The organism is Caballeronia sp. SEWSISQ10-4 2 (assembly GCF_030464885.1).
Classification (GTDB): domain Bacteria; phylum Pseudomonadota; class Gammaproteobacteria; order Burkholderiales; family Burkholderiaceae; genus Caballeronia.
In genome coordinates this window covers 1-22,395 of sequence record NZ_JALPRJ010000038.1, presented here as the reverse complement: position 1 = coordinate 22,395, position 22,395 = coordinate 1, and the positions used below count along the sequence as shown (strand labels likewise).

Here is a 22,395-nt window from a genome sequence, read left to right as displayed (position 1 = left end):
GAAGTAAGTCAGTGGTGGCTGTAGCTCAGTTGGTAGAGTCCAGGATTGTGATTCCTGTTGTCGTGGGTTCGAGCCCCATCAGCCACCCCAAAAGATTAGTTAAGGCTAAGCCGTTCCGAATTAAACCCGGAACGGCTTTTGTCTTTTCTGAAGTCACTCTGTTGCGCTCAGCCTTTCATCCCGTATTGACTATCGCATTTATGGGGCGTGCCGGTCTTCGACGTCTACGCAAAAGTCCCTAGATGGTTTTCAAACTAGTCCCGCGGGCAAAAAAAAACGAATCTTCCGCATTCTCCGGTGTCACAAAAGCAAAAGGCAGCGCTTGCCAGTCTCGATCGAAACGCGCCGCCGATCCGGAGAAACCCATGAACTGCCGTGCGATCAAAGCGCTCCCCGACACCGTCGTTGCCCTTGCCTTGCTAACGACAGGAATCGGCATCGGCATCGGAACAAGCGTGCAAGCCCAGACCGCTGCGCCAGCCGGTTCCGCGTCGATGGCCAGACCGCCTGTTGCCCCCAGCGCCCCGAATGCGAACGGTGCGCGTATGTACAACCCAGACAACATGCCGACGAAGCGCCCCGCCCTGCCGCCCAACAGCGACCGCATGCTGCACAACAACCCGGCAAGCGACGCGATCGCCAAATAAAACCGGCGGGCGAAAGGCATTGCTCCAAAACCCACACACGCCACTCGATCAATCCAGAATCCATCGTGGCTCTGGGCAAGCACCCCGTTGCATCCACCGCAAAGCCGGTCTCGATTGCACCATAACGCGGCATGCCCGACCCTATAATGACGCCACCTTAAAATATTCGCGCAGCCGCTGCTCGCGTCCCAAGCGGTGCTTTTCAATGCAAAAAGTAATTCTGCCGTTCGTCGCGGGCTTTCTCGCCGCCCTGTTCTTCCGTGAGTCCACCATAGCGCTGTTTCACGCAGCGGGTGTCGTCGATCCAGCCGGCTACTCCACCGCTCCGTTCCTGCCGCTGGGCATTCCCGAGTTCATCGTCAATGCGTTGTGGAGCGCATTTTTCGGCATTCTGATGGCATGGCTGCTGCGCGTCGCGCCTGACCGCACAGCGCCATGGATCGGTGCACTGGTGTTCGGCGGGATGGTGCTGACGGCTGCGAGCGTGTTCGTAGTCGATCCGCTGCGCGGCATCTGGCCGAGCGGCAACATGCTGCCGCGGCTAGCACTTGGATTTGCATCGAATGCGATGTGGGGCTGGGGCGCGCTTGTCTTCATGCGCGCCTTCATGGCCGGCAGCAACGCGGACTAATCCGCGAGTGCGGCAAGCGGATGGTCGTATCCAGTCCACGGGCTATCGAACATCCGCAGCACCTCTTCGCGCGTCACATCTTCCATACGCGTCACCTTCCACGCCGGCTGATTGTCTTTATCGACGATGCGCGCCCGGATACCTTCCATCACATCGCCATGATCGAACGTCGCGCGCGTGAGCCCGAGGTCGCGACGCAGCGTCTCGGCCATGCTCGACGACTTCGCGCGGTCCACGAGTTCCAGCGATACATCGACGGATAACGGCGAACGTTCGCGCAACTCAGCCGCCGTATGCGCTGCCCACTCGCTTTCCGCGCAGCTCGTCACGCTCTCCAGCGACTTCAGGCAATCCGCGCCGTTGCCCGAAGCAAAATGCTTGTCGATAAACGCGCGGTCCCGCTCGAGTTCGCTCGACTTGCCCACATCGCACCGAGCCTCGGCTTCGATAAACCGCACAACCTCCGCGCCTGAGGCGAAAGATTTCTCCTTCAGCGTGTCCACGAGCGCGGGCAGCGCTTCATCGTCCATATAGGCGTCGGCAAGACCGGCGTGGAGCGCATCGGCGGCATCGATCGTCGCGCCCGTGGCGGCGAGATAACGCCCGATCGCACCCGGCGTGCGCGCGAGAAACCAGCTCACGCCGACATCCGGAAACAAGCCGATACGCGTCTCGGGCATCGCCATCTTCGTCGAGCCGGTGACCACGCGTACGCCGCCCGTATGCCGTGCGCCTTGCGAAATACCCATTCCCCCGCCCATCACCACGCCGTTCAGCAACGCGATATACGGCTTCGGGTACGTGAAAATCGCGTGGTTCAGACGGTATTCATCGGCGAAAAATTCGTCGATGGCCGCGCGCTCGCCCGTCTTCGCCGATTGGTACAAAAAGCGGATATCCCCGCCGGCACAGAAAGCGCGGGGATGCGGGCTGTACACGACCACCGCGTGCACCGACGCGTCGTTGCGCCAGGCCTCGAGCGTGCGATGAATGGCATGCAACATTGGCGTGGACAGCGCATTGAGCGCCTTCGGCCGATTCAGCGCGATAAAGCCAATACCCTGTGCACGTTCAATACGAATTTCGTCGATAGTCTCGGTCATATGCGATACGCGTCTTGATGAATGTGATTAGAACTGGAGAGTATGGCGTCAAACGTCAGGCGGTCCGCGCGGACGGCCTCCTGCGAGCGGATTTTTTCTTGACGCCGACGTAGAGAGCCGGCAAACAAAGGTCAAGCGTTGCGTCAATAAGCACATCGGCCGGCGTGGGCAAATACTTCGCCGCGGTCAGGCTCAACGACACAATGCCATGCAACGCAGTCCACACTATTTCGGCTGCGGCTGGCGGGTTATCGGAGGATGTCAGCGCCTGCGTGAATAACGACAGCGCCGACTCGCCGGCCGCTTCGGGGTCGCTGAACGCTGCATCCGTGTACGCCGGATTCTGCATGAATATCAGCCGATACACCTCCGGATGCGCCCGCCCGAACGCGACGTACGCATGCGCCATCGCCTTCACGCGCTCGCCGGGGTCCAGCATGGAATCGTGCGTATGCAGCGAGACCAGCAACTGCGCGTAACCTTCGATGCACAGCGCGTGGGCGATTGCATCGCGTCCGCTGAAATGCAGATAGAGCGAAGCGGGCGAATAACCGACAACCTCGGCGAGCTTGCGCATCGACAACGCGTCGAAGCCCTGGCGCACAACGATAGAGCGCGCCGCATCGAGGATATGGCCTCGCTGGAGCGGTTGATTAGAGAGGTGTTGCGTTGAACGGGCCATCCCGCGCATTTTCCGGATGATACCGGCCAAGTCAATTCAAAACTGAACGGTGTTTAGCGCGGTCGCCTTTTCAGCATCTGTAATGAGCCTGTCATCATGCCGCGCCCGGCGGAAAATGCCCGCTTTTCAAAAGCACCGGCGCGCCCTGACTGATCGACAGGTGCTCCCGCGCCACGGCTTCGATCTTCGGGCGCGCCGCGTCGAATGCGCGGATCCAGCCGCTGCTGTCGAAACTCTCCACGCCGAAATGATCTTCAAGCGCTTCGACTGAAATCGCACATGGAATGCGCTCCCCGTCGACCAGTGCGGCAAACACCACCGTCAGATTCGTGTCGCGATACGCGGGCGCATCGGCCGGAAAGTGGATGTTCATGATTGCCTCGGGCGCAAGAAAAACGGGATCGCAACGATGGTACTCGCGGCGCACGGATTCGGTCTACCCCACGTACCCCATGGCGGCCATGCTCTTGCGGACCAGCTCGGCCGGCACATCGACAATCTTCAGCGAAACCGCGTCCGGATCGGCGTAGTCGAACTTCAGATGCCGGCTCATGTCCCTCACCTGCTCGCAGAACCGGTGCTGGGCGGGTTCGGAGGCGAGATCGAAAAGACTCAGCGCTTCGGCCTCGAACCGGTAATGCACGCCCCAGGCGATATTACCCGGGTGGCTCGCCATGCCGCCCGTGCGCCAGCTCACGAACAGGCACGGTTTCGCGTCCGTGCCGATTTCGCTGATATCCGCGCCGCTCGGAAACAGATCGAGCAGCGCCTCGGCAACACATCGCATAGCCGGGTGACGGATGTTGAGCGTGCGCATCAGTTATTTTGCAACAATCTGTCAATGTAGGCGCGGGCCGCTTGCTCTACGTGACCCAGCGCCTCGTCCTCGGTCGCGAAGCGCTGCTGTTCGCCGAGATCGACGAGTGCTTCGAACCGGTGGACGTTGTCCGGGCCGCCCTGCGCGACGCTGACCGTGCCGACGTAAATAGGCGGACCCGGCTCGCCGCCGGCCGGATCGGGTGATTGGATGAGACGTGCCGCAGCACTGACGTAATACCCGCGATATGGGCCGCTAACGCGTTCAGCCATGGCTTTTTCCTCTCATATGTTTTTTAGATGTTCGTCAATGCTCCCGCTTCTGTAAGGCGTACGTGCTCGCAATAAGTTCTCGCCCGTTGCATCCGGTTGCATTTTCTTCCGATCACCGGATGTCCGCTGCGTTAGAAAGTTGGATCGATGAAACGCGTGTTGCAAAGGCAAAGCGCGCCAGCAAGCTGAGTACGAGGTTTCAGGACAAGTCCTTCATCGAAAGCGTCTTTGACGACCGTCAAAGACGCGGCTTTTAACCGCGCTCATTGGCGTGTGGGAAAATGCTGCACGAAACATGTCCGGGAAAACGTCTGAGTGTAAGGTCCCTGTCGGGATCGATCCTGGCTCAATCGTGGCTCGGACGCAATCCGGCGTTGGTCACCAGAGGAACAGAATGAAGCAATTTGCACGGCGCTTGCCGCTTACCCCATCTCTTCGCGCTTTGCGCGTTCTACAGGTCGCTGGCGTGGTCGCAGCGGCCGCGGGCGTGATGAGCCTCGGCGGATGTGCATCGTCGACCGATGCCTCGCTGATCCATCTCCCCGATGGCCAGAGCGGCTACGCCATCAACTGCAGCGGCGCGGACGCCAGCACGACGTGGGCGAGTTGCTATGTCATGGCCGGCAATAAATGCGGCGCGACGGGCTACACGATCGTATCGAAGGATAACGAGGAAGGCGGACCGTCGGGCGGCAGTATTACCAACGTGGTATCGGCGAATGTGAAAAATCGTTCGATGGTTGTGCGTTGTAACTGACTTTAGGAGCGCCCGTCCTGCTACAAAAACTAGTGCGGACTCACCTTCGAAAAAACGTTGAGGACGATCACGCCCACCACGATCAGGCCCATGCCGAGCACGGCGGGCAGATCGGGGATCTGCTTGAATAAAAGCGCCGCCACGAGCGTGATCAACACGATGCCCGCCCCTGACCACACGGCATACACAATGCCGACGGGCAGCGACTTCAGCGTCAGCGAGAGCAAGTAGAACGAGATGCCGTAGCCGATCACCACAATGACGGACGGCACGAGCCGCGAGAATCCCTCCGATGCCCGCAAAGCCGATGTCGCCACGACCTCGGCAACGATAGCGACCGCGAGCAGCACATAAGCGGAAGAGCGCATGGATTAAGCCTTGTCCGATGCAAACGCGAGCGCGCTTGCATCGTGGCCGAGGACCGCGCACAGCGCTTCGACCACGAACTCATGATCCTGGCGTTGCGGCAAGCCGGACACCGTCACCACACCGATCACGCCGGCGCCTTTGACCGTCAGCGGGAACGCGCCGCCGTGCGAGGCGAACTCGGCGGCGGGGAGACTGTATTTATCGGCGAGGGTTGTCGATGCCTGCTGCAGGCTCAGGCCGATCGCATATGAACTGCGGCGAAAGTGCTCGACCGTACGCGCCTTGCGTTGTACCCAGCGGACGTTGTCGGGCGTGGTGCCATTGAGGGCGGCGAAAAACAGCGGCAAGCCGAAAGTGCGCACGTCGATCACCATCGCCGCGCCGCGCGCGACAGCCATTTCGCGAAGCTGCGAGCCAATCTGCCAGGCACGGTCAGAATCGAAGTGCGGGAAGACGAGAGTCTTTTCCTGTTGGGCGATGGTCTGCAGGTCGTGGGGAATGTTCATAAGCAATGGTTCCTGGCAAGTGATAGATCAAGCGACGCGGCCATAGAACGCGCGACGCAATTAGACAAATTGTGACACGGTCAGGCGATCGAGCTTGCGTGATCGCGTCATTGAACTGCTCTTCGACGACGAGTGCGCGTCGTCGACACTCGATTTGCGGATCGCCCCCATCGCCCAAGAATTCCCAACTAGTCTTAAATCGTCCTATAAAGCCCATTGATTCGGGTGCCTAATATGTTGTTTATCTTGTACTACGAGGTGAATTAGGAGCTTTCTCATTAGGGCATTCAGGCTTGCTCAGTAGAGTTCTAACCCTGTCCACACAGCCATCGGCGAGTCCAAGCGAATTCGACAACGGCACTGGCCCGGCACGCAGATCACGCCTCATCTCTCTGCGAGCTCGCGTCATGGATTCGGATCAACTTTACGCAGGTATGCAAAATGAATAATGTTTACAAGTCCGTCTGGAATGAAGCCCTCGGCGCATGGGTCGCGGTTTCGGAAACGGCAAAGGGTCGAGGGAAGAAATCTAACAAAAAGATAGTCAGTTCTGTGTTGCTGGCGAGTGCGTCAGCAGCGGGAGGCATGGCGTTTGCACCCGCAGCATTTGCCAGTCAGATATGCGGTACGAACGCTAACGGCGCCTTAACGTCATCAATACAGGGAGGTTCAACTTCGCTTGTGCCAACTGTGGTACCAACGCCTATCTGCCTTCCGGACGCGATATTGCACAACTCGAGGCCGGAGCTTCAGTGGTGTATGTCGACGGTACGGCGGGTACCATCGGCTTTCGTGCGACTTCTACCGGGAATATCGTCACGATCAATTCCGCCGGACAGATCCGCAACATTGGTGCCGGTACGTCGAACACCGACGCGGTGAATGTAGGCCAACTCACGCCTCTCGTCAGCGCACTCGGCGGCACAGCATCGCTTAATGCCGACGGATCAATCTCCGCACCGTCGTACAAAATCGGAACGACTACAACGGTTCGCAGTTGTTCGCCACAAACGCGGACGTCTCCACACTCAAGACTTTCGCCAACGACATCAACAATGGTGGCGGCATCAAGTACTTCCATACCAAGTCCACCCTCATCGATTCGTCGGCAACGGGCACAGACTCGGTCGCCATCGGTGGCGCGGCGGTTGCATCCGCCAATAACGCGGTCGCACTGGGTTCCAATTCGGTAGCGGACCGCGCCAATGCCGTGTCCGTCGGCTCGGCGGGCAAGGAACGCCGATCACCAACGTTGCAGCGGGCACGCAGTCCACCGACGCGGTGAACCTCGCGCAACTCACAGCGGTATCGAAGGATGCGACTAACGTCACGTTGCTTGGCGCGAGTGCGATCAAGTACGACGCCAACGCCGACGGCACGCCGGACTATGCCAACGCTACACTCGGCAACGGCAACGCAGCGGGCACGGCGCTCCACAATGCCGCTGCGGGCACGAGCGGCATGGACGCGGTCAACCTGAGCCAGGTGAACGACATGATCGGCCAGGTCACCAACATCGCGAACGGTGCGTACAACCCGCTCTTTAACGCCGATGGCAATCGCGACACCGAAGTCGCCACGTCGAGCGGCACGCACTCGGTAGCATCGGGCGCAAACGCGTTGGCATCCGGAGTGAACGCAGTGGCTTCCGGGGCTACATCGGTCGCTAGCGGCGCCGATTCGGTCGCAGTCGGTTCGAACGCATCGGCTACGGCGAACAACGCGGTGGCACTCGGCGCAGGCTCGGTGGCGGATCGTGCGAACTCGGTGTCGGTGGGTACGACGTCGGCAGGCGGTCAGCGCCAGATCACGAACGTCGCAGCCGGCACGGACGGTACAGATGCCGTCAACGTGAACCAGATGCAGCAGTCTGTGAACACAGGCGTGAAGTCGGCCAAGGGTTACACGGACGCGCTTCGCTCTGACATGAACAGCGGCCTGTCGCTTGCGAATAACCACATCAACAACGTCGGTGCGATGAGCAGCGCCATGGCGATGATGGCAGGCAGCGCAGCAGCCATCGCGGACAAGGACAACCGTTTTGCGGCAGGCACCGGCGTGTATCGCGACAAGGCGGCAATTGCGATTGGTTTCCAGAAGCGCTTCGGGACCAACATGGTGCTGACGGTCGGCGCTTCGACGACCGGCGAAGAAACCACGGGCGGTGCGGGCTTCGCGTTCGGGTTCTAACCAGCATTCAGGCAACTAAGAAGCACAGTTGAAAAACGCGGCCGCTGATCTCTCTCACGAGATCAGCGGCCGCGTCCTTTTATTCGCCCAACGCCATGCAGAGCAACTCGAGCAACGCCTCGCACTTGCGGCACTTGCGCTCAGCTTCTTAAAGCATTTGCCCACGAACATAGTCGATGCTCCTGATAGCCCGATGCTGTGTTCAATCACGTCATCAACCAAAGCAACATGACAAACATGTTGCACTGCAATCACGGTTGTCTTATAATCTTTTTCGCGGGGTGGAGCAGTCTGGCAGCTCGTCGGGCTCATAACCCGAAGGTCATAGGTTCAAATCCTATCCCCGCAACCAAGGATTAAAAGTCAAAAGCCCGGTTCTCCGGGCTTTTTTCATTTCACACGCTGATGTTCTCTTTCGGCCTGTAGATCCAGTGCCTTGAGCAATACCGTTGCCGCAACAGGTCGTATCGCAACCGAACGAATGGCGCTTCCACGCGTGGCATAATCGAGCGCTCAGCCGCTTTGGAAGCCAACGTTAGCCTCATGCGCCGTCGCCTAGTCCGCAAGTTCGGCAGCCTCATCGGATTGCTTGCAATCCTGATGACCGTGCTCGCTCCGGCCGTATCGCAAGCACTTGCTTCAGGCACTCACGCAGAGACTATTCTTAGCGCTTACTGCTCGGCGGCATCGCAGACTCAAGCCGAAAAACACACGCCTTCGCAGCACTCCGCCACAGGCCATTTGGACGCGTGCGGCTACTGCAACTTCGTGGCCCATTCACCTGCTGCGCCACCTTCAACGCACACGCTTGAACCACGGCTCGCAGCGGCATCCCAGGCTGCCAACGCGGGTGCTCAATCCATCGCGCCGTATGCGCCGGTGTTCGCCGCGCAACCTCGTGCGCCGCCCTTCTCCGCCTGATTCTTCGCACTGTCGCCGGCGCTATTTTGCCGGCTCTCATCTCTCGCGTAAAAACAGGATCCGCATGACCTCGCCCATCGCAAACATCGCAAACATGGCCAAGCGCGGCGCGCTTGCCGCCACGCTTCTCGTGACCGCTCAACTGGCCTTCGCTCACGCGCTGCCAAAGCAACAAAGCCCTGCGCCCGACTCGACCGTCGAAGCGCCGCATGAAGTCATCATCGATTTCTCGGAAGGTCTCGAGCCGGCGTTCAGCACGCTGGTTGTCGTCGATGCCGCCGGCAAACAGGTCAACAGCGCAAAGTCAGCCGTCGATGCCAGCAACAAGAAGCACATAAGCGTCGCGCTCGGCGATCTCAAGACGGGCACGTATCAAGTGGAATGGACAGCGGTAGCAGACGACGGCCATCGGACTAAGGGCCACTACCTGTTCAACGTCAAGTGAGCCGGCCATGAAAAAAACTACGCTGATTCGCGCCGGCATACTTTTGCTGTGCGCTCTTGCGGCATCGGGCGCGCAAGCCGCGACACTCGAAGCACATGATTGCTGGATCCGTTCGATGCCGGCGAACCTGCCGTCGTCAGGCTACTTCGTGGTATCGAATAGCGGCGATAAACCCGCTACCCTCACCGGCGCCGAAACACCCGCGTTCGGCATGGCGATGCTGCATAAATCGACGAGCAACGGCAGCACATCGACCATGTCGATGATCGAGTCCGCCGAGGTCCCCGCTCACGGTACGCTTGCGTTTGCACCGAGCGGTTATCACCTGATGCTCGAGGACGCACCCAAGCCTTTGAAGGTCGGCACGACGATCCCGTTGAAGCTGACGTTCGCGGACCAGTCGAGCATCCAGACAACGTGTGCAGTGAAGCCGGCGTCCACATTAGGCAAGTAGGTTCGCAGCAGTAATAAAAAAGCGCGCCTCAATTGGATTGCGGCGCGCTTTTTTACTTGACGTTGTCTGCGCCCCAGGGACGGGCGCATCGAACAAACATGCCGTTCAATGCCCCTTGAAGAGATCCATGATCTCCTTGCGCTCGGCCGGGTTCACGTTGGGCGGCGGCACGCTCGGAGGCGTCATCCCGCCAGGACCGACACCGCCCACCGCATCGCTTGCACCTTCAGCCGGATTCGCCGAATCCATGCCGATACTCGCGACAAAACCATTGCCCGGCGTTTTATCGGCGTAGAACAACTCGCCGTCGACGGTCGTCAACCCGTCAGGCATCGCCATGGGCTGCTGCGGAATCTTGGCGAGCGCCCGTTGCATGAACTCCACCCAGATCGGCAGCGCAAGTTGCGCACCGAACTCACGGCCGCCGAGCGATTTCGGCTGGTCGTAACCCATCCACGCCACCGCCACAAGTTGATGCTGGTAGCCCGCGAACCAGCCGTCCTTCGCGTCATTGGTCGTACCGGTCTTGCCCTGCAAGTCGCTGCGCTTGAGCACGTTGGTGCCGGCGCCCGTGCCGCCGGTTGCGACCGAATGCAGCAAGCTGTTCATGACGTACGCGTTGCGCGGCTCCAGAGTCTGCGGCGCGTTGCTGCCGGCAATCAGCGGATTGGCGCGCGAAATCACCGTGCCGCGTGCATCGGCTACTTCGCCGATCAGATACGGATTGATCCGCGAACCGCCGTTGGCGAACACCGAATATCCACCGGCCAGTTGCAACGGCGTGACAAGACCGGCGCCCAGCGCGAGCGGCAGATAAGGCGGTGTCTTGTCAACATCGAAACCGAATTTCTGCGTGACGTAGTCCTGTGCGTACTTCGTGCCGATGTACGAAAGGATGCGGATCGACACAAGGTTCTTCGACTTCTGCAAAGCGGTGCGCATCGACATGGGACCATCAGGCTGGTCGTCGTCCTTCGGCTCCCATGCCTGGCCGCCCGGTGAAGTCGGCGGGAAATACAACGGCGCGTCGTTGATGATGGTTGCCGGTCCAAGCCCCTTTTCCAGCGATGCCGAATAGATAAACGGCTTGAAGCTCGACCCAGGTTGACGCCATGCCTGCGTCACGTGATTGAACTTGTTCTTGTTGTAATCGAAGCCGCCGACCAGCGCGCGAATCGCCCCGTCCTGCGGCACAAGCGAGACCAGCGCGCCCTCCACTTGCGGCAACTGCGTGATGCTCCAGTTGCCCTTCGCGTCCTGCATCACACGCACGATGGAACCCGGCTTGATCCGCACCGCTGCCGGCGCATTGCCGCGCAAACCAGCTGTGGCGAAACGCAAGCCATCGCCGGTAACGGTCGCCGGATCGGCGTTGACGAACGTCACCACCACCTGCTTCGGACTCACCGATGTCACCACGCCCGCGACCAGATCGCCGTTATCGGGATGATCGGCGAGCGCATCGTCGATGGCCTCATCGCGGTCGTCCTGGTTCGGCGGCAGATCGACGAACCCTTCCGGCCCGCGATACCCATGGCGCCGCTCGTAATCCATCACGCCCTTGCGCACTGCGTTGTACGCCGCCTCCTGATCGGCGGAATCGACGGTCGTGGTCACCGAAAAACCGCGCGTGTACGTGTCGTCGCGATATTGCGCGTACATCATCTGCCGCACCATCTCCGCCACATATTCCGCGTGCACGCTGTACTCCGTGCCCGTCACACGCGCGTGTATTTCTTCGGCGCTGGCCTGATCGAATTGTGCTTGCGTGATGAAATTCAGGTCGAGCATGCGCTTCAGGATGTATTGCTGACGGACCTTTGCGCGTTTCGGATTGACGACCGGGTTATAAGCCGACGGCGCTTTCGGCAACCCGGCGAGCATCGCGCATTCGGCCAGCGTTAGGTCCTTGAGGTCCTTGCCGAAATACACCCGTGCCGCCGATGCAAACCCGTACGCCCGCTCGCCCAGGTAAATCTGGTTCATGTACAGCTCGAGAATCTGGTCCTTGGTCAGCGCCCGCTCGATCTTGTAGGCGAGCAGCATTTCATAAACCTTGCGCGTGTAGGTCTTCTCACTCGACAAGAAGAAGTTGCGCGCGACTTGCATAGTGATCGTGCTTGCGCCCTGCGACGCACCGCCGTGCATGATGTCGCTCAACCCCGCCCGCGCAATGCCGATGAAATCGACGCCGCCGTGCTCGTAGAAGCGGTAATCCTCGATCGCGAGGACCGCCTTCTTCATCTGGTCCGGAATCTCGTCGAAGCGCGCGATGCGCCGCCGCTCCTCCCCAAATTCACCGATCAGCACGTGATCCGCGGTGTAGACGCGCAACGGCACTTTCGGACGATAGTCGGTCAACGCCTCGAGCGACGGCAGGTTCGGCCCCATCACGACCAGCGCATAACCGATGATCAGCGCGCCGACTATCGCCGCGACGGCGAAGAGGCCGACGAACCACAACACGATGCGCGCTGCGATCGAGGGCCCGGCTGACGACTTGACGGTGGGTTGACGGTAACGATTGGGACCCTCTTGATCCCGGTCATCGCGTGGAGCGTTCGAGGAATTCGGTCGTTTGATGATTGGCATGACTTGGATTGAACGGCGCGCCCCTAAGGCGCCCGGTGCGCCACGCCCTGACACTGCGTGGCGATAAATGTTGGGGTGGGCGAAAGCCGTGGCCAGCTCCGCCGTGTAGCCGATGTGTAGCGCCGCGGCCCGATCGAAACGTGCAAACGCTCAAATAAACGTGTGCACGAAAAATCGACCTGGACTGCTGCGTCGCGTGCCGTTGCCCCCCGGACTGGCTGCGCGTTCCCGCGAATGACGCCGTTATCACATTGTAAGAAAACCTGCAACGCTGGCGGCCACGCGGAATAACAGCGCATTTTAAAGAATTCGAGCGCCGAGCACCGGCAGCGACACGATTTTTTTGTAAGTAAATCCCGTGGAATGGAGCCGCCGCACAAGTATGCCCGGCAAGGCTGACCGTTCGGGGCCGCATCGCGGACACGGCTTTATCACCACTATCTCAATATTGCAAGCCATTGATGCGGCGACCGTTTGAAGTGCGGCTTGGTAAATGTGCGGGGGCGCACGAGAAGATGGCAAAACGATATGATGGAAACCTTGGTTGCGTGGTTTGCCGTACCGCCGCGCATACTTAAAGCGCATCAAATGGCGTTGCCCGTGTCGGATATCGGCCGTTCGGACTTGCCCAGCCCTGCTTGTGTGAGGCGCTCATGACTACCAAACCCAGCGAACGCATCGTTGTTTTTGTCACCCCCGCGCAGAAACTTGCGATCACCAGCACCGCCGACGGCCTTGGCATCAGCGTGAGCGAACTCATGCGCCGCGCCGTGCTGAGCTTCAACGCGACCAGCGAACAAGTGAAAGTGGCAGGTCTTGTGGACAAGTTGCGTGCGCCCAAAACGCCTGATCCGCTGAATGTCGCGCTGCGGCAAGTCGCCGAACGGGCGGCAGCACGTGAGGCCCGAGACGCCGCGCAGGTTGCCAAGGTGGCCAGCAAACGCACGTTGGCCGCCGAACCGCCAGCAACTTCGGCTGCGCGCAAGCCGGACATGGACGACGTCTTGCCGGAAACCTGCGATTCCGAAGAGGACCTCGGTTCGCCGGATGAATCCGGGGAAGATGCCTCGCTTTCCGGACGCTCCTGACGGAACTGCCTGCCGAACCGTCTGCAGACGGTCTGGCTGTTCAGGCGCGCGGCGCCACGCGCAGGGTCACCGCCACCGCAACGGCCGACGCGACCGCGCTTGCGAATGCGCCCCACGCGATATCGATGAATACAAGCGTTGTGCTCCAGCCTTTCAGCGTGGCGAGATTGGTCAGGTCATACGTGGCATACGCGACGATCCCGAACAACGCTCCGCTCACCAGTCCGCGCATGGCGCTCTGACGGGTCACACTCGGCACGACGCAGAAATGCACCAGCCCCGCTATGTAGATCACATAGAAGATTGCCGCCGCGCCAAAGTTGGGTTTCGGCAACAATAAATCTCCAATCTCACGCCGATACAAATTTCGCGTAATCACGCCGAGCCAGATGGCATCGAGAACTAGGAAAGCGACCGCCGTAACGGCAAACGCAACAACAAACATCCTGAACATGGTCGATCCGTTCTCAATTCGTTCAAAAATGTGAAATTCCGCGCCGATGCTGGCTAAACCAACCGCATGGTGTACCGTTAAGGTAGAACAGTTAAGCCCGGTTTAAGCCGTTGCGTGGTTTAATACCCCGGCAAAAATCGGATAGTGGGCACGGGCGAAAGCATGAAGTTTAAAGATCGTGCACTGCCGGCCAAAACCAGCCGTCAAGCTACGGATTCCAGTTCGCAACAAAATGTACCGGTGAGCTTGCAATCCGCGCGCCTGGCCCGATTTATCCGACGCGCGGTGCCGTGGGCGCCGCGATTAATCAAACGTTCATCGAATCTTCATCGAACGTTGCTGCTTCGCAGCCGACTTCATTTCGGAGGAAACTCATGTCGCTTTTGGATTCCATCTCGCGCACCGTCAAGGGCCTGCTGAACGACGCCGCCGATACCGTGCAGGACCCGTCGCGCGACGCTCGCCAGATCGTTCGCGAACTCGACGACAGCATCGCAAAGGCCGAGAACTCGCTGATCGAAATCGAGGCGCAGGTTGCCACGCAGCAAAGCAAGCGCGACGTTGCCGCCGAGAAGGCGAAGAAGTATGAAGACGGCGCCAAGCGCGCGCTGCAAAACGGCGACGAAGCGCTGGCACGCGAAGCGCTGGGCGCCCAGGCAAATGCCGAAACAGAACGCGATGCGCTGGCTGCCGAGTTGGTGACGCTGGTGCCATCGGTGGATCATTTGAAGCAGCAGATCGACGATATGCGCCAGCGGCGCAACGAGCTCAACTCGCGCTCGAACATTCTTCAGGCCAAGCAACAGATCGCGACCGCGAAAGATGTTGCGGCGACCGCGTTGGGTGGCATCGGCGGAAAGAACCTGTCGGAAGACTTTCAGAAGCTTGAAGACAAGGTGCAGCTGTCGAATGCGCGCTCGGATGCACGGCTGAACTCGGCTGATCAGAAGAGCGGCAAGGCCCTTGAAGACAAACTCGCGGCGCTCACGCGCGGCCCGTCTGTCGAAGATCGTCTGGAAGCGCTCAAGAAACAGATGAATACGCCGGCACAGTAAGACGTTGGTTCATGCCGGCGCGAAAACTCGCGCCGTGTACGAACCGCAGGACCAAGGCTTGCGCCCTTGCGAGGCGCGCGCCGACAAGCGCGGGTGAGTGTTCAAGCTGCGCGCAGTCAAAGGCGCGGGGGACTACGGAATACCGTGGTTCGCTGCGGGCAGCATTGGGATATTGCATCGAAATGTCGCATGGAATGGAGACGGGTGCGAACGCCCCCGGTCCGCTGATGAAAAAATATGTGATGGCTGTGGCTGCATCGCTGATGCTGGTTTCGGCGGCGGCATTTGCCGTGCCGAGCGCCACCCAGATCGAGCAATCGATGACACAAGGCAACTGGAGCCAGGCCGACGCCCAATTGACCGAAGTGCTGCAGGCGCATCCGAACAATGCCAAGGCGCACTATCTGTACGCGCAAGTGCTCGACCGCGAGGGCCGTTCCGCCGACGCGCTCGCCCAGGTTCAACAAGCGCGCACGCTAGATCCCGCCATCAAATTCACCGATCCGTCGCGTTTCAACGCCATGGAAGCACGTATCCGCTCGGATGCGAACCGTGTGAATTCATCGGCGAATACGTCTACCGCGGTCACGCGCAATCCGTTCAATCAAAGCGCTGTAGCGGCCCCTGAGAAACACGGTGCTTCGATGGGCATGTGGGTGTTGCTCGCGATCCTGTTCGCCGGCATTGCGCTCGTGCTGCGCTGGTGTCTGAAACGCGCGCGTTCGAACGACGACGGCCAGGCCGATGCCGAACGCCGCACGCAACTCAAGCGCGCAACCGAACTGCTCAACGACGTCCGGTCGCTGAAGCTCGACGTCCGTTTATCGACACAGCCGGGTCATGAAGCGATGCTTCAGGAAGTCGAAGGTATCGAGACGCAATTGCGCCAGATGGTCGAAGCGCTGTCCAACTCGAAGAACCCCGTGCCGCCGTATGCGATCGAAGATCTGTCGAAGCAGATCGACAGCGTGCGGGCACGTTCGGAAGGCCGGCCTGATCCGCGTGCGACCGTGGCGCCGTCAAGCACCGATGGCCAGTCGGTCTACGCACAGGAAGCGGAGCGCTTTGGGCGCAACCCGCAAGGTCAGCCGCCGTATTCGCCTTATCCGCCGCAGCCGCAACAACAACCGCCGGTCATCGTGCAGCAAGGCGGTGGTTTTGGTGGCGGCATGGGCGGATTGCTGACGGGCGTGCTGTTGGGCGAGGCGCTTTCCGGTGGTAACCGTGAGCGCGTGATCGAGCGGGAAGTTCCTGTCGACGACGAATTGCGACGCCGTGGCGGCAACAACAACAACGGTGGCGGTCTCGACTTCGGCAACGGTTCGAACGACTGGAGCGACAACGGCGGCGGTGTCGACCTCGGCAGCAACGATTCCAGCGACTGGGACAACACCTGAGTTGCTTGCCGGTCAGACGTTAAAAAGCGCCGAACGAATCTATTCGAATCGTTCGGCGCTTTTTTATTGTTGCGGCAGATCAGACGCAATAAGGGGTTTTCATCCGCCCCCAAGAAAGCGCAGCAGCGCCCACAAGAACTTAAAGAACCCCACCACGAATTCCCAGATGCGCTCGAGCTGATCCCAGTTCGCGACACGCGCGAGTGCCTCGAACATCACGTCGCCCGGGCGCACTGCACGACGCGCTGCAATGCGGGTGGAAACGGTGGCTGTGAATGGGAGCGCAACAGTGTGTCAAAGTTCATGACCCGCATGATAGCCGTTACAAACCGCTGCCGTAGATCACCGCCTCTTACTCCGCGTTACCGCCTTCCGGTTCGACTTCGTCGGTGAGCGCTTCTTCCAGGCGCTTGAAGATCCGCTTCGTCGCGCCGCGCGCATGCAGCGCGAACAGCAACAGCGATCGTCCGGTTACCTGATAAACCCCGCCCGAATCGAAGTCTTCCAGTTCTTCGCGGATCGGCGCGTTGGTATCGATCAGGCAGCTCCACTGGTCGCTGCCGGGAATCTCGGGCAGCGTCAGATCCACGACATCGTGATGCGCGTTGAGCACGAGCAATAATGTGGCGTCCGATGCCGGACGGCGAATGCCCGTTGCCTGCGCGCGGCCATCGATCACGAGCCCGAAGCAGCGCATCGCCGGATCGTCCCACTGTTCCGGCGTCAGTTCCACGCCTGCAGGACTCAGCCATTTCACGTCGGAGAGTTGCAGGTCCTCGTGAAACTCGCCCGTCAGGAAACGTCCGCGACGCAGCACCGGCAGCGTGTGCCGCAAGGTGGTGAGCTTGCGCACGAAGTCGTTGAGCGCGCGGCCATCGTCGTCGATGTCCCAGTTGACCCAGCTGATGTCGTCGTCCTGGCAATACGCGTTGTTGTTGCCTTGTTGTGTGCGCCCGAACTCGTCGCCGGCGAGGATCATCGGCGTGCCTTGCGAGAACAGCAGCGTCGCCAGCATGTTGCGTTTCTGGCGTTCACGCAGCGCGCGGATCTCAGGGTCGTCGGTCGGACCTTCCTCGCCGCAATTCCATGAACGGTTGTCGGAACTGCCGTCGTTGTTGTCCTCGCCGTTCGCCTCGTTGTGCTTCTCGTTGTAGGAGACGAGGTCGTTGAGCGTAAAACCGTCGTGCGCGGTGATGAAATTCACGCTCGCCCACGGACGGCGGCCGCGGTGGTTGAATTTGTCGCCGGAAGCGGTGACGCGCGTGGCAAGTTCCGCCGCCACGCCCTCCTCGCCCTTCCAGAACTCGCGCACGGTGTCGCGGAATTTATCGTTCCATTCGGCCCAGCCCGGCGGGAAACCGCCAACCTGATATCCGCCGGGACCGCAATCCCACGGTTCGGCGATCAGCTTCACGCTGGAGAGAATCGGGTCCTGGCGGCAACTGTCGAGGAAACCGCCACCTTCGTCGAAACCGTAGGGCTCGCGGCCAAGAATGGTCGCGAGATCGAAGCGGAAGCCGTCCACGTTCATCTCCGTCACCCAGTAGCGCAGGCTGTCGGTGACCATTTGCAGCACGCGCGGATGCGACAGGTTGAGCGTGTTGCCCGTACCGGTATCGTTGATGTAATAACGCTTGTCTTCAGGCAGGCGATAGTACGACGCGTTATCGATACCCTTGAACGATAGCGTCGGCCCGCGTTCGTTGCCTTCGGCCGTGTGGTTGTAGACCACGTCGAGAATGATTTCGAGGCCGGCTTCGTGGAAACGGTCGATCATCTGCTTGAGCTCGGCGACCGCGCCCGGGCCTTGTGCAAAGAAGCGCGGATCGGCGGCGAAAAAGCCGATCGTGTTGTAGCCCCAGTAGTTGGTGAGGCCTTTGTCGGTGAGATGACTGTCGTTCACGAACGCGTGGATGGGCAGCAATTCAACCGATGTCACCCCAAGGCTCTTGATGTGCTCGATCACCTCCTTCGTGCCCAATCCCTCGAATGTGCCGCGCAAATGTTCGGGCACGGCCGGATGGCGCTTCGTGTAACCGCGTACGTGGGTTTCGTAGAAGATCGTCTGCTCCCAGGGCACGCGAACGCGCGTCGGGTGGACCCACGAAAAACTCTGATCGACCACCTGGCACTTTTGTACGAACGGCGCGCTATCGCGTTCGTCGAACGTGAGGTCGTCGCCGTCCGCATTCAGCGTGTAGCCGAACACCGCGGGGTCCCACGTAAGCTCGCCCACATGCGCCTTGGCGTACGGGTCGAGCAACAGCTTGTTCGGATTGAATCGATGCCCGTTCTCCGGCTCGTACGGACCATGCACGCGATACCCATAGACCGCGCCCGGCTTCAAACCGAACAGGTAGACGTGGAAAACTTCATCGGTGTATTCAGGCAACTCGATGCGTTCAAGTTCCTTTTCGCCGTTGTCATCGAAGAGGCACAACTCGACCTTCGTGGCGTGCGCCGAGAACAAGGCGAAGTTGACGCCCTCGCCGTCCCAGGTCGCGCCCAGGGGAAACGGCGAGCCTTCGGCAATGCGGATATCGTGTGCCATGTATGCGGGTGTCCAGGTATTGGGTGCTTCAATCGATGTGGTAATGGCTGCTCCAGCCTGCCTATGCCGCGAACGTTGGCGGGGCATGGGGCAACGGATCTTCGCGTCACGCATGCAGCGGCATCGGAAGCTCACGGGCAGAAGAAAGAGCAGGTTTCGTGCCCATCGAAGAGCGTCCATTTCGGACAGCTTCTGGCTACTCGGGCTTTCCGCCCTGTTTCTATTCTGCAGCTTCGCCGTTGTGGAAAGCTCGCCGCCAGCGTGTTCGGGTACGTTTGAGCACGTTTGGAACGGGGGACTGTACGAAATTGCCGTTGGCGAGCATCGTGTTCATGTACTTCCGTATCGGGCCGACCGCAGTATCAAACCAATCGCGTCGCCCACGCCATCGCTTAACCCGAGGATTGCCATCTTGCCCACCCATCCCGCTTCAGCCGCGAATCCACCGGTCAACCTGGCCGGCGCGTCCATCGGCAGCGCTGAGGAAAGCCGCGTTCTTGGCCGTTCGCGGCGAGACTCGGTCCCCTTCGACGCGCACGCCTCCTGGCGGCCGGAAGGCGGCCGCCCCGACCCGGTTGCGCGTGTGCTCGCCAACAATGCGGGCCGGCAGGAACGGCTGATCCCGCTGCGCATGTCGCGCATGGCCGCGTCTCCGTTTGCGTTCCTGCGCGGCGCGGCGAGCGTGATGGCATGGGACCTTGCGCACACGCCATCCATTGGGCACCACGTGATGATCGACGGCGACGCGCATCTGAACAATTTCGGCCTGTTCCGCACGCCCCGGCAAGATGTGGTCTTCGACCTGAACGATTTCGATGAAACGCTGGTCGCTCCGTGGGAATGGGACCTGAAACGGCTCACCGCCAGCATCAACGTGGCAGCGCGCGAAAACGGAGTCGATGCCGCCGGGCGCGAACGCGCCGTACAATCCGCCTGCGCAGCCTATCGGACCACGATGTCAACGCTCGGACAGGTCCCCGCCTACGAGCTGTGGCAAATGCGTTCATACGCGAGCGTGTTGCATATCGAAGCGCCGGTCACACTCGATTCAACCGAGAAGGCGACCATTGCGAAGGCCGTCGAGCGCGCCACCAAGCGCAGTCACGCGACGATGCTGGCCCGCGTCGCCGAGCCGGACGGCAAAAGCTGGCGTTTTCGCGACGATCCACCCATCCTCACGCAGCTTGACGCGGCGCGGAAGAATCACGTTATAGAAGGGCTGCGAGGGTACTTGGACACCATAGCGGGGGAATGGCGCACGATGCTCGAACGCTACGATGTGGTCGATGTCGCGCATCGCGTGGTGGGCGTAGGCAGCGTCGGGACACGCGCGTATCTGCTGCTGTTGCTTGGGCGGGCTCACGGCGATCCGCTCTTCATGCAGGTGAAGGAAGGCATTGTGCCGGCGGCGGCGCCGTTCGTACCGGCGCTGCCCGAGCCGTTCAGCCATCAGGGGCGGCGCGTGGTGCACGGCCAACGCCTGCTGCAAAGCTCGTCTGACCCGCTGCTTGGCTGGACGACCATCTCGGGCCGCGACTTCTACGTGCGGCAGATGAAAAACATACGCGGCTCGATTCCGGTCGAGTGGCTGCACGGTGCGACCTTCGACTTCTACGCCTGGTGCCTCGGCTTGCTGCTGGCCCGCGCGCATGCGCGAACCGGCGATGCGGCGCTGATCGCCGGTTATTGCGGCAACTCGGACCGCCTCGATGCAGCCTATGCCCGATGGGCGGAAAGCTATGGCACGCAGACCGTCGACGACCACGCTGCATTCGTCCAGGCGATCGCGCAGGGCCGCGTGACGGCCGCGCCGCCGGAGAAAGCGTAGCGCTACGGATCAGGCCCAAACTTCAGGGCCAAAAGAGCGGGATCGATCCGCCAAGCCTTATCCAATCAGCCGATGACGTCAAAAACCCGGGACGCAAATGCTACCGATTGGCTATCATTGCTGTTATCCGTTTCAAAACGGTGAGAGCCTGAACAGAAAAGCAAAGGCCAGGACGGCCGCCCGAAATACGGCGTCGTCTAATGGCACGTCCCTTGCTGCCGATTCTTATGAACTTAATGGAGGAAGCAACGCATGAGCATGATTCAGGAGTTCAAGAGCTTCGCCCTCAAGGGCAACGTGATGGATCTGGCTGTCGGTGTGATTATCGGCGGCGCGTTTTCCACCATCGTCAATTCGATCGTCAAGGATCTGATCATGCCGGTGGTGGGGCTGGTCACGGGCGGGCTTGATTTTTCCAACATGTTCATCAAGCTGGGCAACATTCCACCCACGTTCAAGGGCAATCCCGACTCGTACAAGGACCTGCAGACCGCGGGTGTCGCCGTGATCGGTTATGGCTCGTTCATCACCGTATTGATCAACTTCATCATCCTGGCGTTCATCATTTTCCTGATGGTCAAGTTCATCAACAAGTTGCGCAAGGCCGAGGAACCGCCGCCTGCTGCAACGCCGGAAGACGTGCTCTTGCTGCGTGAAATTCGCGATTCGCTCAAGGCTGCGCCGCGCGTCTGACCTGAGACGGCGGCGGTTCAGAAAAGCCCGCGACGGTCGTCGCGGGCTTTTTCATTTTTGGATGCAATCCCGGGGCAAATGGCTTTCATGACACGCGTTTGAATTTTCCTAGTGATTTTTCGTCGCAGCGGGGTTTCGTAGGTCTATTATTGAGACTGAATGCCATGCGAGCCGCAGCAGGGTTATCGGCATGATTCGTGCGGCGCCGTGCGGCCGGTCGAGCCTGACCTGCCTGCGGTGTCCTAACCTGAATCGCCGTGAATCCACCACTTCGATGTGCTATAAAAGATCGATGTGTCCAGACAAACGAGCGGCCCGCCAGACGGGAGTGGCCGCATGAGGACGCTGCGTTTTTTGCAATTCTTTTTCAGGCGAATTTTTATGTCCTTCCCGAAAAAGCGTAGACGCGCAAAGGTCGACGGTGACGAGTCTTTCCTCGCCGTGCTTAGGCATTTCAAGCCGTTCGGCCAGCTTGATACCAAAATTGCACGCGCCCGCGCACAGGATGAGCCGGTGTTGTACGCGCACGTGCTGCCGGGGCTCGACGTGCTTCTTTGCAGCGTTCGCGGCGCGCAACCGCCTTATCCGGCGGTGGACGAGTTGCGTCGCCGGTGCATTGAATGCATTACGAACGCGCTGGAGCAACCGCTCGATGGGTTGGAGAATGGCGGTTACTGGTATGAAGCCAACGGCTTCGGGTTTCTGGTGTTTGCCAGCCGGGCACGAACGCAGATCTTGAGCGAATTCGGCGCATCGGCGAGCGCGCGGACGAGGCGCGGCGCGCGCCGGCAGGATGCGGGGGATGCGGCATCGCGATTGAGGTAGGGGTTTCGTTCGCACTGGGGTGTTGGGGTGGGTCAATGCCGGGTTGGTGCTTTCGGCCTTAGTGGTCTGCGTGAGTTAGCTGATTTCTTTATCACTGTTAGCCACTGTGCGTGGCGGC

The 22,395-nt window shown here is 60.3% G+C and carries 24 protein-coding genes, 2 tRNA genes and 2 pseudogenes; 18 read left to right on the top strand and 10 right to left on the bottom strand.

The window, feature by feature from the left end; all coding sequences use genetic code 11:
- Positions 1-14 precede the first annotated feature (14 nt).
- The 3 genes from M0D69_RS24510 to M0D69_RS24500 all read left to right on the top strand — a co-directional run bounded on the left by M0D69_RS24510 (position 15) and on the right by M0D69_RS24500 (position 1,278).
- Positions 15-90: transfer RNA gene (locus M0D69_RS24510), tRNA-His, on the top strand.
- A 275-nt stretch (positions 91-365) separates the two neighbouring features.
- A complete protein-coding gene (locus tag M0D69_RS24505; RefSeq protein ID WP_301784460.1) occupies positions 366-647 on the top strand; it encodes a hypothetical protein in 282 nt (93 codons plus the stop codon).
- Between the two features lie 205 nt (positions 648-852).
- On the top strand, positions 853-1,278 hold the full coding sequence (locus M0D69_RS24500) for a hypothetical protein (RefSeq protein WP_301784459.1): 426 nt from the start codon (positions 853-855) through the stop codon (positions 1,276-1,278).
- Here the strand turns inward: M0D69_RS24500 and M0D69_RS24495 are convergent.
- The 5 genes from M0D69_RS24495 to M0D69_RS24475 all read right to left on the bottom strand — a co-directional run bounded on the left by M0D69_RS24495 (position 1,275) and on the right by M0D69_RS24475 (position 4,152).
- Entirely contained in the window at positions 1,275-2,381 is a 1,107-nt protein-coding gene (locus M0D69_RS24495; protein ID WP_301784458.1) for an enoyl-CoA hydratase/isomerase family protein, read from the bottom strand. The two genes, M0D69_RS24500 and M0D69_RS24495, sit on opposite strands and share 4 nt — an antisense overlap.
- A 55-nt stretch (positions 2,382-2,436) precedes the next feature.
- Positions 2,437-3,063, bottom strand: coding sequence for a TetR/AcrR family transcriptional regulator (locus M0D69_RS24490; RefSeq protein ID WP_301784457.1), 627 nt, complete (start codon positions 3,061-3,063; stop codon positions 2,437-2,439).
- Positions 3,064-3,157: 94 nt separating this feature from the next.
- Positions 3,158-3,436: a DUF1488 domain-containing protein gene (locus M0D69_RS24485; protein ID WP_301784456.1), complete on the bottom strand. Its 279-nt coding sequence runs from the start codon at positions 3,434-3,436 to the stop codon at positions 3,158-3,160.
- Between the two features lie 63 nt (positions 3,437-3,499).
- Complete coding sequence (locus M0D69_RS24480) at positions 3,500-3,880, bottom strand: hypothetical protein (protein WP_301784455.1); 381 nt, start codon at positions 3,878-3,880, stop codon at positions 3,500-3,502.
- Positions 3,880-4,152 (bottom strand): hypothetical protein, encoded by a 273-nt coding sequence (locus tag M0D69_RS24475; protein ID WP_301784454.1) that lies wholly within the window; start codon positions 4,150-4,152, stop codon positions 3,880-3,882. The genes M0D69_RS24480 and M0D69_RS24475 overlap by 1 nt, the downstream gene beginning before the upstream one ends.
- Positions 4,153-4,546: 394 nt before the next feature.
- Here M0D69_RS24475 and M0D69_RS24470 point away from each other — a divergent pair, with 394 nt between their 5' ends.
- Positions 4,547-4,909 (top strand): hypothetical protein, encoded by a 363-nt coding sequence (locus M0D69_RS24470; RefSeq protein WP_301784453.1) that lies wholly within the window; start codon positions 4,547-4,549, stop codon positions 4,907-4,909.
- A 29-nt stretch (positions 4,910-4,938) separates the two neighbouring features.
- Here M0D69_RS24470 and M0D69_RS24465 read toward each other — a convergent pair whose 3' ends face one another.
- On the bottom strand, positions 4,939-5,277 hold the full coding sequence (locus M0D69_RS24465; protein ID WP_301784452.1) for a multidrug efflux SMR transporter: 339 nt from the start codon (positions 5,275-5,277) through the stop codon (positions 4,939-4,941).
- A 3-nt stretch (positions 5,278-5,280) separates the two neighbouring features.
- Entirely contained in the window at positions 5,281-5,784 is a 504-nt protein-coding gene (locus tag M0D69_RS24460) for a heme-degrading domain-containing protein (RefSeq protein WP_301784451.1), read from the bottom strand.
- A gap of 441 nt (positions 5,785-6,225) precedes the next feature.
- Here M0D69_RS24460 and M0D69_RS43860 point away from each other — a divergent pair, with 441 nt between their 5' ends.
- From M0D69_RS43860 to M0D69_RS24425, 8 genes and pseudogenes are all read left to right on the top strand, one after another.
- Positions 6,226-6,666: an ESPR domain-containing protein gene (locus M0D69_RS43860; RefSeq protein WP_367619755.1), complete on the top strand. Its 441-nt coding sequence runs from the start codon at positions 6,226-6,228 to the stop codon at positions 6,664-6,666.
- Positions 6,624-6,728 (top strand): annotated as a pseudogene (locus M0D69_RS43855) (hypothetical protein); the annotation flags it as partial. The gene M0D69_RS43860 and the pseudogene M0D69_RS43855, both read left to right, overlap by 43 nt.
- Positions 6,729-6,781: 53 nt before the next feature.
- The gene (locus M0D69_RS24450) at positions 6,782-7,069 is read left to right on the top strand and encodes a hypothetical protein (RefSeq protein WP_301784516.1); all 288 of its coding nucleotides are present in this window, start codon (positions 6,782-6,784) and stop codon (positions 7,067-7,069) included.
- Positions 7,066-7,974: a YadA family autotransporter adhesin gene (locus M0D69_RS24445; RefSeq protein WP_301784450.1), complete on the top strand. Its 909-nt coding sequence runs from the start codon at positions 7,066-7,068 to the stop codon at positions 7,972-7,974. The genes M0D69_RS24450 and M0D69_RS24445 overlap by 4 nt, the downstream gene beginning before the upstream one ends.
- A 275-nt stretch (positions 7,975-8,249) precedes the next feature.
- A tRNA-Met gene (locus M0D69_RS24440) sits at positions 8,250-8,326 on the top strand.
- Positions 8,327-8,517: 191 nt separating this feature from the next.
- Entirely contained in the window at positions 8,518-8,895 is a 378-nt protein-coding gene (locus M0D69_RS24435) for a DUF2946 domain-containing protein (protein ID WP_301784449.1), read from the top strand.
- Between the two features lie 64 nt (positions 8,896-8,959).
- Positions 8,960-9,340 (top strand): copper homeostasis periplasmic binding protein CopC, encoded by a 381-nt coding sequence (gene copC / locus M0D69_RS24430; RefSeq protein WP_301784448.1) that lies wholly within the window; start codon positions 8,960-8,962, stop codon positions 9,338-9,340.
- A 7-nt stretch (positions 9,341-9,347) separates the two neighbouring features.
- On the top strand, positions 9,348-9,794 hold the full coding sequence (locus M0D69_RS24425) for a copper chaperone PCu(A)C (protein ID WP_301784447.1): 447 nt from the start codon (positions 9,348-9,350) through the stop codon (positions 9,792-9,794).
- 105 nt (positions 9,795-9,899) lie between these two features.
- Here the strand turns inward: M0D69_RS24425 and M0D69_RS24420 are convergent, their stop codons facing one another.
- Complete coding sequence (locus M0D69_RS24420) at positions 9,900-12,386, bottom strand: penicillin-binding protein 1A (protein ID WP_301784446.1); 2,487 nt, start codon at positions 12,384-12,386, stop codon at positions 9,900-9,902.
- Between the two features lie 653 nt (positions 12,387-13,039).
- Between M0D69_RS24420 and M0D69_RS24415 the strand changes: the two are divergent.
- Positions 13,040-13,267, top strand: a pseudogene (locus M0D69_RS24415) (hypothetical protein); the annotation flags it as partial.
- Between the two features lie 247 nt (positions 13,268-13,514).
- Here the strand turns inward: M0D69_RS24415 and M0D69_RS24410 are convergent.
- Positions 13,515-13,928: a DUF2177 family protein gene (locus M0D69_RS24410; RefSeq protein WP_301784445.1), complete on the bottom strand. Its 414-nt coding sequence runs from the start codon at positions 13,926-13,928 to the stop codon at positions 13,515-13,517.
- Between the two features lie 374 nt (positions 13,929-14,302).
- Between M0D69_RS24410 and M0D69_RS24405 the strand changes: the two genes are divergently transcribed.
- On the top strand, positions 14,303-14,983 hold the full coding sequence (locus tag M0D69_RS24405) for a PspA/IM30 family protein (protein ID WP_301784444.1): 681 nt from the start codon (positions 14,303-14,305) through the stop codon (positions 14,981-14,983).
- A gap of 227 nt (positions 14,984-15,210) precedes the next feature.
- Positions 15,211-16,380 (top strand): tetratricopeptide repeat protein, encoded by a 1,170-nt coding sequence (locus M0D69_RS24400; RefSeq protein ID WP_301784506.1) that lies wholly within the window; start codon positions 15,211-15,213, stop codon positions 16,378-16,380.
- A gap of 352 nt (positions 16,381-16,732) precedes the next feature.
- Here the strand turns inward: M0D69_RS24400 and glgX are convergent, their stop codons facing one another.
- On the bottom strand, positions 16,733-18,931 hold the full coding sequence (gene glgX, locus M0D69_RS24395) for a glycogen debranching protein GlgX (RefSeq protein WP_301784443.1): 2,199 nt from the start codon (positions 18,929-18,931) through the stop codon (positions 16,733-16,735).
- Between the two features lie 412 nt (positions 18,932-19,343).
- On the opposite strand from glgX, the gene M0D69_RS24390 reads away from it, so the two are divergent.
- The 3 genes from M0D69_RS24390 to M0D69_RS24380 all read left to right on the top strand — a co-directional run bounded on the left by M0D69_RS24390 (position 19,344) and on the right by M0D69_RS24380 (position 22,277).
- On the top strand, positions 19,344-20,759 hold the full coding sequence (locus M0D69_RS24390; RefSeq protein WP_301784442.1) for a DUF2252 domain-containing protein: 1,416 nt from the start codon (positions 19,344-19,346) through the stop codon (positions 20,757-20,759).
- A gap of 252 nt (positions 20,760-21,011) precedes the next feature.
- Positions 21,012-21,452 carry a large conductance mechanosensitive channel protein MscL gene (gene mscL, locus M0D69_RS24385; protein ID WP_047896771.1) on the top strand — a complete coding sequence of 147 codons (441 nt, stop codon included), beginning with the start codon at positions 21,012-21,014 and terminating at the stop codon, positions 21,450-21,452.
- A gap of 336 nt (positions 21,453-21,788) precedes the next feature.
- A complete protein-coding gene (locus tag M0D69_RS24380; protein WP_047896770.1) occupies positions 21,789-22,277 on the top strand; it encodes a hypothetical protein in 489 nt (162 codons plus the stop codon).
- The last annotated feature ends 118 nt before the right edge of the window (positions 22,278-22,395 follow it).

What these genes read in the sequence shown, in the direction of transcription:
- M0D69_RS24505 (WP_301784460.1), top strand. Translation starts at nt 366, where the DNA reads ATGAACTGCCGTGCGATCAAAGCGCTCCCCGACACCGTCGTTGCCCTT.
- M0D69_RS24500 (WP_301784459.1), top strand. Translation starts at nt 853, where the DNA reads ATGCAAAAAGTAATTCTGCCGTTCGTCGCGGGCTTTCTCGCCGCCCTG.
- M0D69_RS24495 (WP_301784458.1), bottom strand. Translation starts at nt 2,381, where the DNA reads ATGACCGAGACTATCGACGAAATTCGTATTGAACGTGCACAGGGTATT.
- M0D69_RS24490 (WP_301784457.1), bottom strand. Translation starts at nt 3,063, where the DNA reads ATGGCCCGTTCAACGCAACACCTCTCTAATCAACCGCTCCAGCGAGGC.
- M0D69_RS24485 (WP_301784456.1), bottom strand. Translation starts at nt 3,436, where the DNA reads ATGAACATCCACTTTCCGGCCGATGCGCCCGCGTATCGCGACACGAAT.
- M0D69_RS24480 (WP_301784455.1), bottom strand. Translation starts at nt 3,880, where the DNA reads ATGCGCACGCTCAACATCCGTCACCCGGCTATGCGATGTGTTGCCGAG.
- M0D69_RS24475 (WP_301784454.1), bottom strand. Translation starts at nt 4,152, where the DNA reads ATGGCTGAACGCGTTAGCGGCCCATATCGCGGGTATTACGTCAGTGCT.
- M0D69_RS24470 (WP_301784453.1), top strand. Translation starts at nt 4,547, where the DNA reads ATGAAGCAATTTGCACGGCGCTTGCCGCTTACCCCATCTCTTCGCGCT.
- M0D69_RS24465 (WP_301784452.1), bottom strand. Translation starts at nt 5,277, where the DNA reads ATGCGCTCTTCCGCTTATGTGCTGCTCGCGGTCGCTATCGTTGCCGAG.
- M0D69_RS24460 (WP_301784451.1), bottom strand. Translation starts at nt 5,784, where the DNA reads ATGAACATTCCCCACGACCTGCAGACCATCGCCCAACAGGAAAAGACT.
- M0D69_RS43860 (WP_367619755.1), top strand. Translation starts at nt 6,226, where the DNA reads ATGAATAATGTTTACAAGTCCGTCTGGAATGAAGCCCTCGGCGCATGG.
- M0D69_RS24435 (WP_301784449.1), top strand. Translation starts at nt 8,518, where the DNA reads ATGCGCCGTCGCCTAGTCCGCAAGTTCGGCAGCCTCATCGGATTGCTT.
- copC (WP_301784448.1), top strand. Translation starts at nt 8,960, where the DNA reads ATGACCTCGCCCATCGCAAACATCGCAAACATGGCCAAGCGCGGCGCG.
- M0D69_RS24425 (WP_301784447.1), top strand. Translation starts at nt 9,348, where the DNA reads ATGAAAAAAACTACGCTGATTCGCGCCGGCATACTTTTGCTGTGCGCT.
- M0D69_RS24420 (WP_301784446.1), bottom strand. Translation starts at nt 12,386, where the DNA reads ATGCCAATCATCAAACGACCGAATTCCTCGAACGCTCCACGCGATGAC.
- M0D69_RS24410 (WP_301784445.1), bottom strand. Translation starts at nt 13,928, where the DNA reads ATGTTCAGGATGTTTGTTGTTGCGTTTGCCGTTACGGCGGTCGCTTTC.
- M0D69_RS24405 (WP_301784444.1), top strand. Translation starts at nt 14,303, where the DNA reads ATGTCGCTTTTGGATTCCATCTCGCGCACCGTCAAGGGCCTGCTGAAC.
- M0D69_RS24400 (WP_301784506.1), top strand. Translation starts at nt 15,211, where the DNA reads ATGAAAAAATATGTGATGGCTGTGGCTGCATCGCTGATGCTGGTTTCG.
- glgX (WP_301784443.1), bottom strand. Translation starts at nt 18,931, where the DNA reads ATGGCACACGATATCCGCATTGCCGAAGGCTCGCCGTTTCCCCTGGGC.
- mscL (WP_047896771.1), top strand. Translation starts at nt 21,012, where the DNA reads ATGAGCATGATTCAGGAGTTCAAGAGCTTCGCCCTCAAGGGCAACGTG.
- M0D69_RS24380 (WP_047896770.1), top strand. Translation starts at nt 21,789, where the DNA reads ATGAGGACGCTGCGTTTTTTGCAATTCTTTTTCAGGCGAATTTTTATG.